The organism is Teichococcus aerofrigidensis (assembly GCF_054073225.1).
Genome location: NZ_JBSXMU010000080.1, coordinates 1 through 16,577, shown reverse-complemented (window position 1 = coordinate 16,577; position 16,577 = coordinate 1). Strand labels below are relative to the sequence as shown.

The following is a 16,577-nucleotide window of genomic DNA, read 5'->3' as shown; positions in this document are numbered from 1 at the left end:
GCGCTCGCCGCCGCCGGCGCCGGCGCGCGCCGCCGCTTCGAGGCCGCCGATGTCGAACCGCCGCTGCGCGACCCCGCCCCCCCCGCCCCCCCGCCGAAGGACTTCGCGCTGCGGGTCGAGGACGTGCGCTTCGCCTGGGCGGAGGACCGCGCGCCCGTTTTCGAGGACCTGAGCTTCGAACTGCCCGAGGGCGGCCGGCTGGCCCTGCTCGGCCCCTCGGGTGCCGGGAAATCGACCCTGGCGCAGTTGCTCCTGAAGCTCGCGGCGCCGCAGGCGGGGCGGCTGATGCTGGGCGGCGTCGACCTCGCCACGCTCAGCGCCGATGCCGTGCGGGCCCGCATCACCTGCCTGACCCAGGACGCGCGGCTGTTCGACGACAGCATCGCCGCCAACCTGCGCCTCGCCGCGCCGGAGGCGGACGAGGCCGCGCTCTGGTCGGCGCTGGAGCGGGCGGGAGCCGCCGATGTGGTGCGCGCCCTGCCGGACGGCCTCGCCACCCGCTGCGGCGAGGGGGGCCTGCGGTTCTCCGGCGGACAGGCGCGGCGCATCGCCCTGGCCCGCGTCCTGCTCTCCCCCGCCTCGATCCTCATCCTGGACGAGGCCGCCGCCGGGCTCGATCCCGCCGCCGAGCGCGCCTTCCTGGAGACGCTGGAGAGTGCCACGGGCGGCCGCACCGTGATCCTGATCGCGCATCGCCTTCTGGGCGTGGAAAGGCCGACGCGCATCCTCCGCCTGGCCGGGGGGCGGGCCGTTCCGGCCATGGGATGAGGCCCCGCCGGCTCATTTAAGCTCCTGACTTCGCATTCCGAGACGTACCCCGGGGTTTGTACGCTTTTGTAAGTCACAAAAGGGTGCGCCGGGTCTCCTTCCCTGCCTTCGCGCTTGGCCAGGTCCAGGGGCTTGCTGCATTGCAACACTCCGTTGCGAAAGGCGAGCGCTGGCCTCGCGGCATCATCCGGAAAAGGGGACGGCGGAATGAGACAAGCTGTGGCAGACGCCCTGGCCATGCTGCGGCAACGTGGCACCGCCGCGGTCCGCGGAGCCGGCTTCATCCCCGCCATCCAGGGGCTGCGCGGCATCTCCGCCGCCGCCGTGCTGATCGTCCATATCTGGTTGATCGCCAAGCATGCCGGCATGCTGCCCTGGTCCTTCCCCGCCTGGCTCGATTTCACCCTGCCGACACTGGGCCAGGGCGTGAACCTCTTCTTCATCATCAGCGGCTTCCTGATCCCGGCCAGCCTGGTGCGGCACGGCAGCACGCGGAAGTTCCTGGTGGACCGGGTGTTGCGGATCATGCCGCTCTTCGTGGCCCTGCACCTGATGGTCTTCGGCCTGGGGCCGCTGATCGGCTACAAGGAGTTCCGCGGCATGCCCGCGGGCGAGTATGTGGAAACCTTCCTGGCCAACCTCTTCTTCCTGCCGCCCATCACCGGGCATTTCCTGGCGCAGCAGAACTCCTGGACCCTCACCTACGAATGGGGCTTCTACCTGCTGGTGGCGCTGGCCTTCCTGGGCCTGTCCGGTCGGCGCCCGCTGCTGCTCGGCGCCGCCCTGCTGGCCGGCGCCCTGGCGGTGCTCATCAGCCCCTTCGTGCTCTACTTCGTCCTCGGCATGGGCTTCGCCTTCCTGCAGGTGAAGGTCCGCCTGCCGCGTGCCCTCGGCTGGGTGGTCTGGAGCCTCAGCCTCGTCCTGTTCTTCTATGCCAGCCAGTATATCGGCTCCGGCATCGGGGTGCCGCTCGGCTTCCTCGTCTATGGCATCCTGCTCGATGCGGGGAGCGGCCCGGCGCGGCTGATGTCCCGCCCCGTCTTCCAGTATCTCGGCCGCATCAGCTACAGCCTCTACCTGATCCACCCCTTCGCGCTCTTTCCCTTCGCCTTCCTGGCGCGCTGGGTAGGGCAGCACGGCATCAGCATGCAGAGCTGGTTCCTGTTCTACCTGGTCGCCGGGCCGGTGGTGGTCTTCATCGCCTCGGAGCTCAGCTACCGCCTGATCGAGGTCGGGCTGCGGCGGCGCATCGCCGGCTGGATCGACGGCCGGGCGGCCCGGCGGCTGCCCGTGACCCTGGTGCCACCCGCCGCCGAGGCGCCCGCCTTCAAGCCGCCCGCCTTCAAGCCGGCGGAGTGACCGGCTCCTCCAGCGTGGCGTAGCGGCAGAGCACGCTGCCATTGTCCCAGCTGCGGCATTCCAGGAGCCGCAGTGGCCGGGGCGGCGGCCCGGGCGGAAACAGGCGGATGCCGTTGCCCAGCATCAGCGGCATCGTGAAGACGGCCAGCCGGTCCACCGCCCCGGCCATCAGGAAGGCGTGGATGGTGCGGGCCCCGCCCACCACCCAGACCCGGCCCGGCATGCGCCGCAGCCCGGTGATCAGGTCCCGCGAGCCGCCGAACCAGGGTTCGACCAGCTCCGGCACCGGCGGATGAAGGGCGGTCGAGGTCAGGATCAGGCTGGGCTTGCCGAGATAGGGCCAGACGCGGCCGGCGCGGATCTGCTCATAGGTGAAGCGCCCCATCACCAGGCTGTCCACCTCCTGGAAGAAGGCGTCGTAGCCGTAATCCTCCGCCTCGAAGGCGTTCAGCCATTCCACGCCGCCGGAGGGCGTGGCGATGAAGCCGTCCAGGCTGACGGCGATGAAGAGATGGAACTCAGCCACGCCCCGGCCCGCCGGGCGCCGTCTGCCCCGGCATCGGGAAGCGCGCCCGCAATCTGTCCATCAGCCTCTGGCCGAAGTCGCGCACCGCCGGTTCCGGGCGGGTCAGGAGCCGCTCGGCCATGCTTCCCAGGAAGCCGGGCGAGCCGGTCTCGGCGGCGCGCCGGAACCAGTCCAGCGCCGCCTCTTCCTGGCCCACCTCCAGCGCCAGGCTGCCCATGTTGAACTGGGCGCGGAACTCGCCCGCCGCCGCCGCCCGGGCATAGAGGGCCCGCGCCGCCGCCGGGTCGGGCGGGCCCGCCCAGCCGGCCTCCAGGTAGCGGCCCAGCACGGTCATGGACTTGGCGTGCCCCTGCGCCGCGGCGCGGCGGAACCACGCCAGCGCCGCCGCCCGGTCCTGCGGCAGCCCCGCGCCGCGCGCCAGGAGGGTGGCGAGATTGTACTGCGCCCAGTCGAAGCCCTGCTCCGCCGCCTGCCGATAGAAGGTGGCCGCCCGCGGCAGATCGGCCGTGGTGCCCCAGCCCAGCTCGTGGCAGCGGCCGACCATGGTCAGCGACGGCAGATGCCCCGCCCCGGCCGCGACCTGGAACCAGCCCAGGGCGCCGCGCCGGTCCTCGGGGACGCCGCGCCCTTCCAGCAGGATCTGCCCGTAGAGGAACTGCGCCTCGACCATGCCGGCGCGGGCGGCCGCGGCGATCCAGCGGGCCGCCTCGGCCGGTGGGCCGGAAAAGGCCCGCGCCAACTGCTCGGCGCTGGCCTCACGCACCTGCGCCAGCGAGATCGGCGACGATGATACGACTTCGGAACGGGACCGCATGCGTGACCTTATGCTGCGCTGCGGCACGGATCACAACATTTCCTGACCGTGCCGCCATCACGTGCTGCGGCGCAGCGTTCCGCCCTGCTTCACCCGCCCGGGCAGCGGGTGCCCGACCACCGTCTCGGCCAGCCGCCCGGCCTCCGCCAGGGCCTCCAGGTCGAGCCCGGTCTCGATGCCCGCCTCGGCGCAGAGCAGCGCCAGATCCTCGGTGCAGAGATTGCCCGCGGCCCCGGCGTGCTTCGCGAAGGGGCAGCCCCCGAGTCCCGCCACGGCGGCATCGAAGCGGGTGACGCCGAGCCGCATCCCCTCCCAGGCATTGACCATGGCCAGGCCGCGCGTGTCGTGCAGGTGCAGGGACAGTTCCAGCTCCGGCCACTTCTCGCGCACCGCGCTGACGAGGCGGCGGATCGACGGCGGCGTCGCCCAGGCCATGGTGTCGGCGAGCGAGATCACCGGCCGCTCCAGCCCCGCCCCGCCGGCCAGGGCCAGGATCGCGGCGATGCGGTCCAGCACGGCGCCAACCGGAACCTCGCCCTGAAAATTGCAGCCGAAGGCCGCCATGATGGTGGCGCGGGCGAAGGGCACGCGGTGCTCGGCATAGAGCGCCATCAGCGCCGCCGCGGCCGCCAGGTCCTGCTCCCGGTCACGGTTCTGGTTGCGCTTGCCGAAGACCTCGGAGGCGGAGACCGAGACGCTGCCGTCGATCGTCAGGTTCGGCGCCACCAGGGCGCGGAGGAAGCCCTTGGCGTTCAGCCAGAGCGCGCCATAGGCCACGCCCGGCACCGGTTGGAGCCCCTGGCAGACCCGCTCGGCATCGGCCATGCCGGGCACCCGGCGCGGATCGACGAAGGAGACGGTCTGGATCCGCTTCAGCCCGGTCCGCGCCAGGGCGTGGATCAGCGCCAGCTTGCCTTCGGTCGGGATCTCGCCCTTCTCGAACTGGAAGCCCTCGCGCGGCCCTTCCTCGCGGATCTCGATGCGGGCGGGGAAGCTCATGCCGCGGCCTCCCCGGCGGCGGGCGCCAGCACCCCGTCGCGGCGCAGCGCCGCCCGCTCCGGCTCGTCGAGGCCCAGGCTGGCGAGCAGGGCCTCCGCCCCCTCGCCCACCGCCGGCGGCTGCCGCCGCAGCCCCAGCGGCGCGGTCTCGAAATGCAGCGGCGTCATCGGCAGGGGCCGGGTCAGGCCTTCGGCCAGGCGCGTCTCGCCCATCACCCCGCCCGACAGCAGCTGCGGGTCCTCGAAGAGATCCTCGGGATGCGCCACGGGCGCGCAGGGGATGCGCGCGGCGCGGCAGCGGCGCAGCACCTCCTCCACCGGCATGGCGGCGAAGATCCGCTCCAGCTCGGGCATGATCCGGGTCCGGCCGGCGACGCGCTGCGCATTGCTCGCCAGCTCGGGATCGGCGCCGAGCGCCTCCAGGCCGAACTGGGCGCAGAGGCGCTGCCAGTGCTGGTCGCTGGTGGCGCCGACAAAGACCTGCCCGTCCCGCGCCAGGAAAACGTCATAGATCGCCCAGGTGATGCGCCGCGCCGTCATCGGCGGCACGCGTTCGCCGGCGATGGCGCCGGCCGCCATGTGCTGCCCGACCATGAAGGCGACGCTCTCGAACAGCGAGGCCTGCACCCGCTGCCCGAGCCCGGTGCGCTCGCGCTGGCGCAGCGCCGCGAGGATGCCGACCACGCCGAAGACGCCGCCCATGATGTCCACCACCGAGGTGCCGGCGCGCAGCGGCCGGCCCGGCAGGCCGGTCATGTGGGCGAGGCCGCCCTGCATCTGCACCACCTCGTCGAGCGCCGGCAGGTCCTCGTAGGGGCCGGGCAGGTAGCCCTTCAGCGCGCAGTAGACGAGGCGCGGGTTCAGGGCCCGCAGTGCCTCCCAGCCGAGGCCGAGCCGCTCCATCGTTCCGGGGGCGAAGTTCTCCACCAGCACATCCGCCGTCGGCACCAGCCGCTCCAGGATGGCCTTCCCGCGCGGGTCCTTCAGATCCAGCGCCAGGCTGGCCTTGTTGCGGTTGTAGGTGGCGAAGAAGCCGATGCCGAAGCCGCCCAGGCGACGGGTGCGGTCGCCCTCCGGCGGCTCGATGCGGATCACCTCGGCGCCGAGATCGGCCAGCACCACGCCGCAGGTCGGGCCCATGACGGTGTGGCCGAAGTCGAGCACGCGCAGCCCGGCCAGGGGCAGCTCAACCGGGGGCAGCTCAACCGGGGGCAGCCCTGCCGGCGGCTCGCCTGGCTGGTCGCTGGCGGGAGAAGCTTGGCTTGACATGGCACCGTTCCGTTGGACAGAATATCGTTCTGTTTTCAAGTCTGGAACCCGACCGCATGTCCGTCAAGCCGGAAGCGCCCGCCGAGGGGGTCGGCGCGGTGGACCGCGCCCTGTCCATCCTCGCCGCCTTCCGCCCCGGCGAGGCGGGCCTGACCCTGGCCGAGCTGTCGCGCCGCACCGGGCTCTACAAGAGCACGCTGCTGCGCCTCATGGCCTCGCTGGAACGGGCGCGGATGCTGGTCCGGCCGGGCGAGGCGGCGGTCTGGCGGCTGGGGCCCGCCCTGGTGAGGCTGGGGCTGATGGCCGAGGGAGCGGAAGGGCCGCTGCGCGCCTTCGTGCCGCCGGTGCTGCGCGAGCTGGCCGACTGGACGGGGGAAAGCGCCAGCTTCTACATCCGCGACGGCCAGGCGCGGCTTTGCCTGCTGCGGGAGGAGGGCCGGCACCTGGTGCGCGACCAGCTCCTGCCCGGCACCCGCCTGCCGCTCGACCGCGGCGCGGCCGGCCATGTCCTGCGCGGCGAGGGGGGCGAGCTGGTGGTGACCCTGGGCGAGCGCGACCCGGAACTGGCGGCGATCGCCGCGCCGGTGCGCGGCCCGGGCGGCCGACTGCTCGGCGCCCTGACCCTCTCCGGCACGGCGACCCGGCTGGGCGATGCCACGCTGCGGGCGCCGCTGGAGGCCGCGGTGGCGGCGGCGGCGCGGCGGCTCAGCCAGGATCTCGGCGGCGGCTGAGGCGCCTCAGAAGTCCAGGTCGGCGTAATGCGGCGGCGGGTTCGTGCCGCTGACACGGTCGGCCAGCAGGGGGCGGAAGGCCGGGCGGGACTTCACCCGCGCATACCAGTCCTTGGCGGCATCGTTCAGCGACCAGTCGAGGTCACCGATATAGTCGAGCGCCGAGAGATGCGCCGCCGCGGCCAGATCGGCCAGGGAGAGGAAGTTGCCCGCCAGCCAGAGCCGCGTCTCCGACAGCCAGCCCAGATAATCGAGATGCGGCTTGAGGTTGGCGTAGCCGGCGCGCAGGGCCCCGGCATCGGGGTTGCCGCGCCCCATCAGCCGCTTCATCTGCTTCTCGTAGAGCAGATTGTCGGTGACCTCGCGGGCGAACTTGCCATCGAACCAGGCGACCAGCCGGCGGACTTCCGCCCGCTCCCCCAGGGTCCGGCCCAGCAGCGGAAGGTCGGGATAGGCCTCGTCGAGATATTCGCAGATGGCGTAGCTGTCAGCCAGAACCAGCCCGTTCTCCTCCACCAGCACCGGCACGGTGCAGCCGGGGTTCAGGGCCAGGAACTCTTCCCGCCTCTCCCAGACCCGCTCGATGCGCAGCTCGAAAGGAATCCGCTTCTCGCTCAACACGAGGCGCACCTTGCGCGCATAGGGGGAGAGGGGAAGATGGTAGAGGATTCTCATGCAAACAGCCGGACCGTGATGGGGGCCGCGCTTATCGCATGCGCGACCCCCGGGGGCTAGGCGAACATCACGGGAAGTTGCAGGATATTACCATTCCCGCCATCACTCGGCGGCGATGGCGACATCTTCCATCGGCCGCGGCAGGTACTTGGCGAACTCCTTCGGCACGACGTGCCAGAAGCGGTCCCGCTCCACCGCCCAGTCGTTCAGCAGCCGCGCGGCGAGGCGCGAGCCGGTTTCGGCGGCATGACGGGCGATCAGCTCGCGCAGCATCCCCTCCCAGTGCGCGGAGCCCAGGCGGCGCCAGAGCAGCGTGTCGGGATTGACCCGCTTCTCGAAGCTCTCGTCGGCGTCATAGACGAAGGCTTGGCCGCCGGTGAAGCCGGCACCGAAGTTGTCGCCCACCGCGCCCAGCACGACGACGACGCCGCCGGTCATGTACTCGCAGCCATTGGCGCCGACGCCCTCGACCACCGTCGTGGCACCGGAGTTGCGCACGGCGAAGCGCTCGCCCGCCTGGCCCGCCGCGAACAGCTCGCCCGCCGTCGCGCCATAGAGGCAAGTGTTGCCGACGATGGCGTTGTCGCTCCAGACCAGCGGCGAGGAGGGCGCCGGGCGGATGACGATGCTGCCCCCCGAAAGCCCCTTGCCGACATAGTCGTTGGCATCGCCCAGAACCTCGAGCTTCAGCCCGCGCACGGCGAAGGCGCCGAGCGACTGGCCCGCCGAGCCGCGCAGGCGCACCGTCAGATGCCCCGCCTGCAATCCGCTCATCCCGAACTTGCGGGTGATCTTGCTGCTGATCTTGGTGCCGATGGCGCGGTGCGTGTTGCGGATGTTGTAGGCGAGCTGCATCTTCTCGCCCCGCTCGAACAACGCCTGCGCATCGCGGATCATGTCGGCGTCGAGCGTCTCCGGCACCTCGTTGCGGCCCTCCAGCGTGCAATGGCGCGGATAGGGGCCGGCATCGGCCTGCACCAGCAGCGGGTTGAGGTCGAGGTCGTCGAGATCCTCCGCGCCGCGGCTCACCTGCTGCAGCAGGTCGGTGCGGCCGACCACATCCTCCAGCCTGCGGAAGCCGAGCCCGGCCAGGATCTCGCGGATCTCCTCGGCGATGAAGGAGAAGAGGTTGATCACCTTCTCCGGCGTCCCGGTGAACTTCTTCCGCAGATCCTCATCCTGGCTGCAGACACCGACGGGGCAGGTGTTGCTGTGGCACTGCCGCACCATGATGCAGCCCATGGCGACCAGGGACGCGGTGCCGATGCCGAATTCCTCGGCGCCCAGCATCGCCGCCATCACCACGTCGCGCCCGGTCTTGAGCCCGCCATCGGTGCGCAGCCTGATGCGGTGGCGCAGCCGGTTCAGCAGCAGCACCTGATGCGTCTCGGACAGGCCCATCTCCCAGGGCAGCCCGGCATACTTGATCGAGGAGACCGGCGAGGCGCCGGTGCCGCCGACATGGCCGGAGACCAGGATCGCGTCGGCCTTGGCCTTGGCCACGCCCGCCGCGATGGTGCCGATGCCGGAGCGCGCCACCAGCTTCACGCAGACGGTGGCCTCGGGATTGATCTGCTTCAGGTCGTAGATGAGCTGCGCCAGATCCTCGATCGAGTAGATGTCATGGTGCGGCGGCGGCGAGATCAGCGTCACGCCCGGCGTGGAATGCCGCAGCTTCGCGATCAGTCCGGTGACCTTGAAGCCGGGAAGCTGGCCGCCCTCGCCCGGCTTCGCGCCCTGCGCCACCTTGATCTCGATCTCGCGGCAGTTGTTGAGATACTCGGCGGTGACGCCGAAGCGGCCGGAGGAAATCTGCTTGATCGCGGAGTTGGCGTTGTCGCCATTGGGCCGGGGCCGGGCGCGCTCGGGGTCCTCGCCGCCCTCGCCGGAATCCGAGCGGGCACCGATCCGGTTCATCGCGATCGACAGGGTCTCGTGCGCCTCGGGGCTGAGCGCGCCGAGCGAGATCCCGGGCGCGATCAGGCGCTTGCGGATCTCGGTGATGCTCTCCACCTCCTCGATCGGCACCGGCTTGCGCCCCGTCATGCGGAAGTCGAGCAGGTCGCGCAACGCCACCGGCGGCAGCTTGCGCACGCCCTCGGAGTAGCGCTTGAAGATCTGGTAGCTGTCCGTCTCCACCGCGCTCTGCAGCATGTGGATCAGGCTGCCCTCGAAGGCATGGGCCTCGCCGCGCCGGCGCAGCTTGTAGAGGCCGCCGACCGGCAACACCGCCGCCTCGCCGCCCCAGGCCTTCGCATGCAGCGCCAGCAGGCGGCGGGCGATGCCCAGCAGGCCGATGCCGGAAATCCGCGACTGCGTACCGGGGAAGAATTCCGCGACCAGCGCGCGCGAGAGGCCGATCGCCTCGAAGTTCATGCCGCCGCGATAGGAGGAGAGCACCGAGATGCCCATCTTGGACATGATCTTCAGCAGGCCCTTGTCCACCGCCTTGCGGTAGTAGGCCACGCAGTCCTTCAGCGACTTGTCGCCGAACAGCCCGCGCCGGTGCCGGTCCGCGATGCTCTCCTGCGCCAGATAGGCGTTCACCGTGGTGGCGCCGGCGCCGATCAGCACGGCGACGTAATGCACGTCCATGCATTCGGCGGAGCGGACGTTGAGGCTGGTGAAGGTGCGGAGCGAGTTCCGGACGAGATGCGTGTGGACCGCGCCGACCGCCAGGATCATCGGGATGGCGGCCCGCTCCGGCCCCTGGTTCTCCTCGGTCAGGATGACGTGGGCGCAGCCGGAGCGCACGCCCTCCTCCGCCTCATGCCGGATGCGCTCGATGGCGCGGCGCAGGCCGCTCTCGCCCTCCTCGACCGGGAAGGTGCAGTCCACGAAGCAGGCGGTGCTGCCCATGTACTCGCACATCGCGGCGAACTCGGCATTGGAGAGCACCGGGCTCTCCAGCTGCAGCATGTCGCACTGCGTCGGGTCCTCGTCGAGGATATTGCCGAGATTGCCGAGCCGCGTCTTGATCGTCATCACCCGCGTCTCGCGCAGGCTGTCGATCGGCGGGTTGGTGACCTGGCTGAAGGTCTGCCGGAAATAGTGGTGCAGGCCGCGATAGTGGTTGGAGAGCACGGCGACGGGCGTGTCGTCGCCCATGCTGCCGATGGCCTCGGCGCCCTCCTCCGCCATCGGGTGCAGGATGGTCTCCAGCTCCTCCAGCGTGATGCCCATGGCGAGCTGGCGGCGGCGCAGGGCCTCGCCGGTGATGGTCGGCGTCTCGTCCACCTCGTTGCGGACGATGCCGTCGATCTTGGTGGTGCGGCCGACCCATTCGCCGAAGGGATGGCGCGCGGCCAGCATGTCCTTCAGCGCGCCATCGGCGTAGAACTTCGCGGCGTCGAGATCGACGCCGATGCACTGCCCGGGGCCGACGCGGCCCTTGGCGACGATCTCGGACTCCGCGACCTTCACCATGCCGGTCTCGGAGCCGACGATCAGCAGCCCGTCGACGGTGACATTGTAGCGGATGGGCCGCAGCCCGTTGCGGTCGAGGCCCGCGACCACCCAGCGGCCATCGGTCGCGCAGACCGCCGCCGGCCCGTCCCAGGGCTCCATCACCGCGTTGCAGTAGAGGAAGAGGTCGCGATGCGCCTCGGGCATGGTGGCGTTGCTGCCGATGCTCTCCGGGATCAGCATGGCCTTGGCCATCGGCGCGTCGCGCCCGCCGCGCACCAGCAGCTCGAAGACATTGTCCATCGTGGCGGTGTCGGAGCCGCCCGCCTGCACCACCGGCTTGATGTCCTCCATGAAGGGATCGAGCAGCGGATGCGCCAGCCGCGTCTCATGGCTCTTCATCCAGTTGATGTTGCCATGGACGGTGTTGATCTCGCCGTTGTGCGCGAGCATGCGGAAGGGCTGCGCCAGGCGCCAGGTGGGGAAGGTGTTGGTCGAGTAGCGCTGATGATAGATGGCGAAGCGGCTGACGAAGCGGCTGTCGAGCAGGTCCGGATAGAAGTCCGTCAGGTTCTCCGCCAGGAACATGCCCTTGTAGATCATCGAGCGGCAGGAGAGGCTGCAGAGATAGAGCTCCGGCACCTGCGCCGCCAGCGCCTGCTTCTCGATGCGGCGGCGGATGACGTACATGTCCCGCTCGCAGGTCGCGGCGTCGCGCTGCTCCGGGTCCCAGATCAGGATCTGCTCGATCTCGGGCCGCGTCGCATTGGCCTTCTCGCCGATGCAGGAGACGTCGATCGGCACCTGCCGCCAGCCATAGATATGATAGCCGGCGTTCAGGATCTCGGTCTCGACGATCTGCCGGCACCGCTCCTGGGCGGACAGATCGGTCTTCGGCAGGAACACCATGCCGACCGCGATGCGGCCCGGGCGCAGCCGGTCGCCGCCGCGCTCGACGACCTCGGCGAAGAAATCCTGAGGGATCTCGATGTGGATGCCGGCGCCGTCGCCGGTCTTGCCGTCGGCATCCACGGCGCCGCGGTGCCAGACCGCCTTCAGCGCGTCGATGCCGGACTGCACCACGTCGCGGCGCGGCTTGCCGTCCAGCGCCGCGACCAGGCCGACGCCGCAGGCATCGTGCTCGGTCAGGTCCAGATGCGCGGCGCCGGCCAGGGTGGCGGCGTTGCGGGCGTAGCTCTCGGCGAACGCGGCGCCGTTCTCGAAACCGTCCATGGAGGTCACTCCGCAGCCATCGCCGGCGAGGTCTTCGCCAGCACGTACTTCTCGATCTGCTCGGCCACGTCCCGGCCGTCCCGGATGCCCCAGACCACCAGCGAGGCGCCGCGCACGATGTCGCCGGCGGCGAAGACGCCCGGCAGGTTGGTCATCATGGTCCGGCGGTCGATCACCAGCGTGCCCCAGCGGCTGACCGTCAGCGCCGGCTCCCCGAACATCGTCGGCAGGTCCTCCGGATCGAAGCCCAGCGCCTTGATCACCAGCTCGGCCGGCTCGTCAAAGGCGCTTCCGGGGATGGGCTCGACCTGCTGGCGGCCGGTGGCGTCGGGCAGGCCGAGATGCATCCTTACCGCCCGCACCGCGCCGACACGTCCGGCCTCGTCCTCGACGAAGCCCTCGGGGGCGGAGAGCCAGGCGAAGCGCACGCCCTCCTCCTCCGCATTGGCCACCTCGCGCAGCGAGCCCGGCATGTTCGCCCTGTCGCGGCGATAGAGACAGGTGACGCTCGCCGCACCCTGGCGGATGGCGGTGCGCACGCAGTCCATCGCCGTGTCGCCGCCGCCGATGACGACGACGCGCTTGCCGGCGGCGTTCAGCCGGCCGTCCTCGAACGCCGCCACGCTGTCACCCAGGCCCTGGCGGTTGGAGGCGGTGAGGTAGTCGAGCGCGGGCACGATGCCGTCCAGCTCGCCGCCCGGCCCGCCGATGTCGCGCGCCTTATAGACGCCGGTGGCGATCAGCACCGCGTCGTGCCGGCCCCGGATCTCCTCCAGGCTGACATCCTCGCCGACGCGGCAGTTGAGCACGAAGTCGATGCCGCCTTCCGCGTATTGCGCGTGCCGGCGCAGCACCACCTCCTTCTCCAGCTTGAAGTTGGGGATGCCGTAGATCATCAGCCCGCCGACGCGGTCGTAGCGGTCGTAGACCGTGACCTTCCAGCCGCGCAGCCGCAGCCGCTCGGCGGCGGCCAGGCCGGCCGGGCCGGCACCGATGATGCCGACCGAATGCCCGACCTCACGCGCCGGCCGGGGCGGCTTCACCCAGCCCCGCTCCCAGGCCGTGTCGGTGATGTACTTCTCCACCGCGCCGATGGTGACGCTCTCGAACCCCTTCTCGATGACGCAGTTGCCCTCGCAGAGCCGGTCCTGCGGACAGACGCGGCCGCAGATCTCGGGGAAGGTGTTGGTGGCGGCGGAGACCTCGTAGGCCTCCTCCAGCCGCCCCTCGGCGGTCAGCTTCAGCCAGTCGGGGATGTTGTTGTTGAGAGGGCAGTGGATCGAGCAGAAGGGCACGCCACACTGGCTGCAGCGGCTGGCCTGCTGGCCGGCCCGCTCGGCGCTGAAGCGCTGGTAGATCTCGCCGAAATCGGTCCTTCGCGCCTCCGCCGGGCGCTTCTCGGGAGTCTGTTGCGACAGGCGCACGAATTGCAGCATGCGTTCGGCCATGGGCGCGGTGTCCTTCGGGCAGGAAGGCGGTCAGGGGCAGGGGCGGCAGCCATGCGGCACCGCGTCACAGCAGGACATTTGCCATATCCCGCGCACCTCAGGCGAGTCCTAATTCGCCATAAGGTCAGTAATACTGTCTTTCTTTCGGCGAGACTTCCAAGGTCTTTTACGGAACCGTATCGCATTACCAAGACAAAAGTCCGATTCGGACCTATGAGGCCGAAGGCCGTTCCCGCCCGCCATCCGGCCGATAGGGCGCCAGGTAGCCCGGCACCACCGCCTCCATCGCCACCGGCCGCAGGCCCAGCGCCGCGAATCCGTCCGCCTCCGGGGAGACCACATTGTCGTGCCGCAGCAGGGCGAGCTGATCGCGGGTCAGCGGCGCGCCCGGCAGATGCTCGCCCAGCCTGGCCTGCAGCCGCGCCAGGCCCTCCGGGACCGGGAGGAGGCGGCGCGAGCGGCCGGTGACTTCCAGCACATAGCCCATCAGCTCCCGGAAGGTGGCCACCCGGGGCCCGCCCAGCTCGAAGGTGCGGCCGGCGAAGGCGCCCCCTTCCGCGGTCCGCAGGATGGCCTCGGCGACATCCCCCACATGGACGGGCTGGAAACGCGTGCCGCCGCGGATGACCGGCAGGACCGGCAGCCACCGCGCCATGGCGGCGAAGCGGTTGAAGAAATGGTCCTCCGGCCCGAAGATGATGGACGGCCGCAGGATGGTCGCCTGCGGAAAGGCCGCCCGGACCGCCGCCTCCCCGGCGGCCTTGCTGCGCGCATAGGCGCTGTCGCTTCCCGGATCGGCACCGATGGCGGAGACCTGCACCAGATGCGCGACGCCCTCCTGCCGGGCCGCGGCGCCGATGCGGCCCGGCAGCTCGCCCTGCAGCCGCTGGAAATCGCCCCGGCGCCGCTCGGCCAGGATCCCGATCAGGTTGACCACCAGCCGCGCCTCCCGCACCGCCCGCGCCAGCGCCGCGTCGGACCGCAGATCCGCGGTCCAAGGCACCACCTGCCCCAGCCGGCCCTGGGTGGACAGCGGCCGCACCGCCTCCGGATTGCGGGTGACGATCCGGCACTCATAGCCATCCCGTGCCAGGCGCGGCACCAGATGCCGCCCGATGAAGCCCGCGCCGCCGAACACCACCGCCAGTTTCCGACCCATCATCCGCGCTCCTGCTTCCCTTCTGGAACGATATGGATGCCGGCGGCCGGCGCAAGGCCACGCCACGACGAGGGGGCATATCCGCGTGATCTCCGCGCATTCCGCTTGGCGAATGGCCTCGGGCTTTGACCCCCTCCCCCCCGGGCCTTATATGCAAGGCCACCGGGGTGGGCGGCGGGCTGCCCCCGCCCATCCGCCATGCCCCGACCGACTGACAAGGTTGCCGATGCCGCTCCCGCTGATGCCGAAGGCCACCGCCGTGTGGCTGATCGAGAAGACCTCCCTCAGCTTCGAACAGATCGCCGAGTTCGTCGGCATGCATCCGCTCGAGGTCCAGGCGATCGCCGATGGAGAGGTCGCGCAGGGGATCGTCGGCTATGATCCGATCCAGAACGGGCAGTTGACGCGGGAGGAGATCCTCCGCGTCGAGGCCGATCGGAATGCTCGTCTGCGGCTGCTGGAAAGCGCGCTGCCGGCGCCGAAGAGCCGGGGCAAGGGCGCGCGCTACACCCCCGTCTCAAAGCGCAACGACCGTCCGGACGCCATCGCCTTCCTGCTGCGCAACTTCCCGCAGCTGTCCGAGGCGCAGATCGGCAAGCTGCTGGGCACCACCAAGGACACCATCGCCAAGGTGCGCGATCGCACCCACTGGAACAGCGCCAACATCAAGCCGCGCGATCCGGTGATCCTGGGCCTGTGCAGCCAATCGGACCTGAATGCCGCGGTGATGGCGGCGGGCGGCAACCCCGCCGCCCCGATGGCACCACCGGAGGACGAGGACGCGGCCTGAACAGGCCGCCGGCGCCTGGACCGGGGCGGAGCGGCAGGCTCCGCGGACAAGAAAAAAGGCCGGGGCATTCGCCGCCCCGGCCTTTTTCATGCGCCTCCTTGCCAGAAGAGGGCCTCAGCGCCGGCGCGGCGCCGCGGCCGGCTTGGGCGCCTGGGGCAGATCCTCCTCGAGCACGGTCAGGTGGATCGAGTAGGAGACCTCGCCGTCCTCGGCATCCCGGTGCGCCGTCCCGATCACCTCATCCTGCACGGCAACCTCGACCGAGAGGCCGGGCCGCGCCGGCTTCACGAGTGTGACCCTGTCGCTGCCGAGAATACGCCGCAGATAAGCCTGCACCCGCGCAATGTCCGTGGCGTCCATGCGGTGCCATCTCTCCTGTTCATGGAATAGGTCGGCCCGGGCCATGCGGCCCCGCCTCGTCGCTCCGCCGGACGGCGGGCAACCGCCCGTCGCCGCAGTGGGGTTACGTGGTGAGGTCACGTGGTGCGGGCCGGGTCGGGCTTCCATGCCCCCTGGCCATGGATTTGTCACGACCCCTTGCGCGCCGCCGGACCGGGCGCGCCGGAACGGAAAAGCCCCTGTGGCCTCGCGGCCACAGGGGCGGTTCAGGTCAGCGCTCCGATCAGCGGCCGGGGCGCAGCCGTTGCATCTCCTCCTTCAGACGGAGTTTGGCGAGTTTCAGGCGGCCAAGAGCACCGGCATCCGGTTGAGGCCTGTTGCCTTCCTCGGCGATCTGCCTCTCCAGATGGGCATGACGCTCCTGCAGGCTGCGCAAGCGGGGCTGTTGCATCATCGGCACGCGATCCTCCAATCGGTTGGCGGGCTCACGGAGCCGGCCGGGAGCCTTGTCGGGCCTCTGCCCGACCGGTTCCTCCGCGAGGCAGGGCCGCTGTAGCGCCCGTACCGTCCAGCGGGCCGCGGTGCCGGTAAAGCGGCGACCGCGCGCAACAGACGACAGAGCATGCTGTGCGGCCATGCCTGGACATGATATGGCGCATTCCCGCCCGGATGCGACTCAAACCGAACACAACTCATGAGGCTCACCCTGGCCGACCGCGACAGCCTGCTCCGCCGCCTGCACGAGCTCCGAAGCGAGCATCGTGACCTGGACACCGTCATCGCTCGCCTGGAATTGTCCTTGCTGGACCAGCTTCAGCTCCAGCGCCTGAAGAAGCGCAAGCTGAAGCTGAAGGATGAGATCGCCTGGCTGGAAAGCCGGCTGGTGCCCGACATCATCGCCTGACGCCGGGTGGCGGCGGGTCGTTCCTGGCGCCCTCCCCGGTCTTGCCCGCCGACGAATGCCCGCAAACGAAAAGGGGCGCCTCGCGGCGCCCCTCCTGTTCCGGCCGAAGCGTGCTGCTTAGCGCAGCACGATCTCGACGCGGCGGTTCTGCGGCTCGCG

General features: G+C 70.7%; 15 protein-coding genes. 5 read left to right on the top strand and 10 right to left on the bottom strand.

Annotated features, from left to right (window positions below; genetic code table 11):
• Both ACVMLK_RS15305 and ACVMLK_RS15300 read left to right on the top strand, forming a co-directional pair.
• The coding region (locus ACVMLK_RS15305) for an ATP-binding cassette domain-containing protein (RefSeq protein WP_457486867.1) at positions 1 to 768 on the top strand (768 nt) is incomplete at its 5' end.
• A 219-nt stretch (positions 769 to 987) separates the two neighbouring features.
• A complete protein-coding gene (locus ACVMLK_RS15300) occupies positions 988 to 2,127 on the top strand; it encodes an acyltransferase family protein (protein WP_422921469.1) in 1,140 nt (379 codons plus the stop codon).
• On the opposite strand, the gene ACVMLK_RS15295 is transcribed toward ACVMLK_RS15300, so the two are convergent.
• The 4 genes from ACVMLK_RS15295 to ACVMLK_RS15280 are packed head-to-tail and all read right to left on the bottom strand — an operon-like array spanning position 2,111 to position 5,734.
• On the bottom strand, positions 2,111 to 2,653 hold the full coding sequence (locus tag ACVMLK_RS15295) for a dihydrofolate reductase family protein (protein ID WP_198364459.1): 543 nt from the start codon (positions 2,651 to 2,653) through the stop codon (positions 2,111 to 2,113). The two genes, ACVMLK_RS15300 and ACVMLK_RS15295, sit on opposite strands and share 17 nt — an antisense overlap.
• Positions 2,646 to 3,467 (bottom strand): tetratricopeptide repeat protein, encoded by an 822-nt coding sequence (locus tag ACVMLK_RS15290; RefSeq protein ID WP_457486866.1) that lies wholly within the window; start codon positions 3,465 to 3,467, stop codon positions 2,646 to 2,648. The genes ACVMLK_RS15295 and ACVMLK_RS15290 overlap by 8 nt, the downstream gene beginning before the upstream one ends.
• A gap of 57 nt (positions 3,468 to 3,524) precedes the next feature.
• Complete coding sequence (locus ACVMLK_RS15285; RefSeq protein ID WP_457486865.1) at positions 3,525 to 4,466, bottom strand: hydroxymethylglutaryl-CoA lyase; 942 nt, start codon at positions 4,464 to 4,466, stop codon at positions 3,525 to 3,527.
• Positions 4,463 to 5,734, bottom strand: coding sequence for a CaiB/BaiF CoA transferase family protein (locus ACVMLK_RS15280; RefSeq protein ID WP_457486864.1), 1,272 nt, complete (start codon positions 5,732 to 5,734; stop codon positions 4,463 to 4,465). Before ACVMLK_RS15280 ends, ACVMLK_RS15285 begins: the two co-directional genes overlap by 4 nt.
• Before the next feature lie 56 nt (positions 5,735 to 5,790).
• Here ACVMLK_RS15280 and ACVMLK_RS15275 point away from each other — a divergent pair, with 56 nt between their 5' ends.
• Positions 5,791 to 6,465 carry an IclR family transcriptional regulator gene (locus ACVMLK_RS15275; RefSeq protein ID WP_457486863.1) on the top strand — a complete coding sequence of 225 codons (675 nt, stop codon included), beginning with the start codon at positions 5,791 to 5,793 and terminating at the stop codon, positions 6,463 to 6,465.
• A gap of 6 nt (positions 6,466 to 6,471) precedes the next feature.
• On the opposite strand, the gene fzlA is transcribed toward ACVMLK_RS15275, so the two are convergent.
• From fzlA to ACVMLK_RS15255, 4 genes are all read right to left on the bottom strand, one after another.
• Positions 6,472 to 7,140: an FtsZ-binding protein FzlA gene (gene fzlA / locus ACVMLK_RS15270; RefSeq protein WP_198364454.1), complete on the bottom strand. Its 669-nt coding sequence runs from the start codon at positions 7,138 to 7,140 to the stop codon at positions 6,472 to 6,474.
• 102 nt (positions 7,141 to 7,242) lie between these two features.
• Entirely contained in the window at positions 7,243 to 11,778 is a 4,536-nt protein-coding gene (gltB, locus tag ACVMLK_RS15265) for a glutamate synthase large subunit (protein WP_457486862.1), read from the bottom strand.
• Positions 11,779 to 11,783: 5 nt separating this feature from the next.
• Positions 11,784 to 13,226 carry an NAD(P)-dependent oxidoreductase gene (locus ACVMLK_RS15260; protein ID WP_198364452.1) on the bottom strand — a complete coding sequence of 481 codons (1,443 nt, stop codon included), beginning with the start codon at positions 13,224 to 13,226 and terminating at the stop codon, positions 11,784 to 11,786.
• A gap of 211 nt (positions 13,227 to 13,437) precedes the next feature.
• The gene (locus ACVMLK_RS15255) at positions 13,438 to 14,388 is read right to left on the bottom strand and encodes a complex I NDUFA9 subunit family protein (protein WP_457486861.1); all 951 of its coding nucleotides are present in this window, start codon (positions 14,386 to 14,388) and stop codon (positions 13,438 to 13,440) included.
• A gap of 223 nt (positions 14,389 to 14,611) precedes the next feature.
• On the opposite strand from ACVMLK_RS15255, the gene ACVMLK_RS15250 reads away from it, so the two are divergent.
• Positions 14,612 to 15,175 carry a DUF1013 domain-containing protein gene (locus ACVMLK_RS15250; RefSeq protein WP_457486860.1) on the top strand — a complete coding sequence of 188 codons (564 nt, stop codon included), beginning with the start codon at positions 14,612 to 14,614 and terminating at the stop codon, positions 15,173 to 15,175.
• A 114-nt stretch (positions 15,176 to 15,289) separates the two neighbouring features.
• On the opposite strand, the gene ACVMLK_RS15245 is transcribed toward ACVMLK_RS15250, so the two are convergent.
• Both ACVMLK_RS15245 and ACVMLK_RS15240 read right to left on the bottom strand, forming a co-directional pair.
• The gene (locus ACVMLK_RS15245) at positions 15,290 to 15,535 is read right to left on the bottom strand and encodes a DUF3126 family protein (protein ID WP_198364449.1); all 246 of its coding nucleotides are present in this window, start codon (positions 15,533 to 15,535) and stop codon (positions 15,290 to 15,292) included.
• 262 nt (positions 15,536 to 15,797) lie between these two features.
• Positions 15,798 to 16,151, bottom strand: a complete 354-nt coding sequence (locus ACVMLK_RS15240) for a YdcH family protein (RefSeq protein WP_457486859.1) — start codon at positions 16,149 to 16,151, stop codon at positions 15,798 to 15,800.
• A 57-nt stretch (positions 16,152 to 16,208) separates the two neighbouring features.
• Between ACVMLK_RS15240 and ACVMLK_RS15235 the strand changes: the two genes are divergently transcribed.
• A complete protein-coding gene (locus ACVMLK_RS15235) occupies positions 16,209 to 16,418 on the top strand; it encodes a DUF465 domain-containing protein (RefSeq protein WP_198364447.1) in 210 nt (69 codons plus the stop codon).
• Positions 16,419 to 16,577 lie beyond the last annotated feature (159 nt).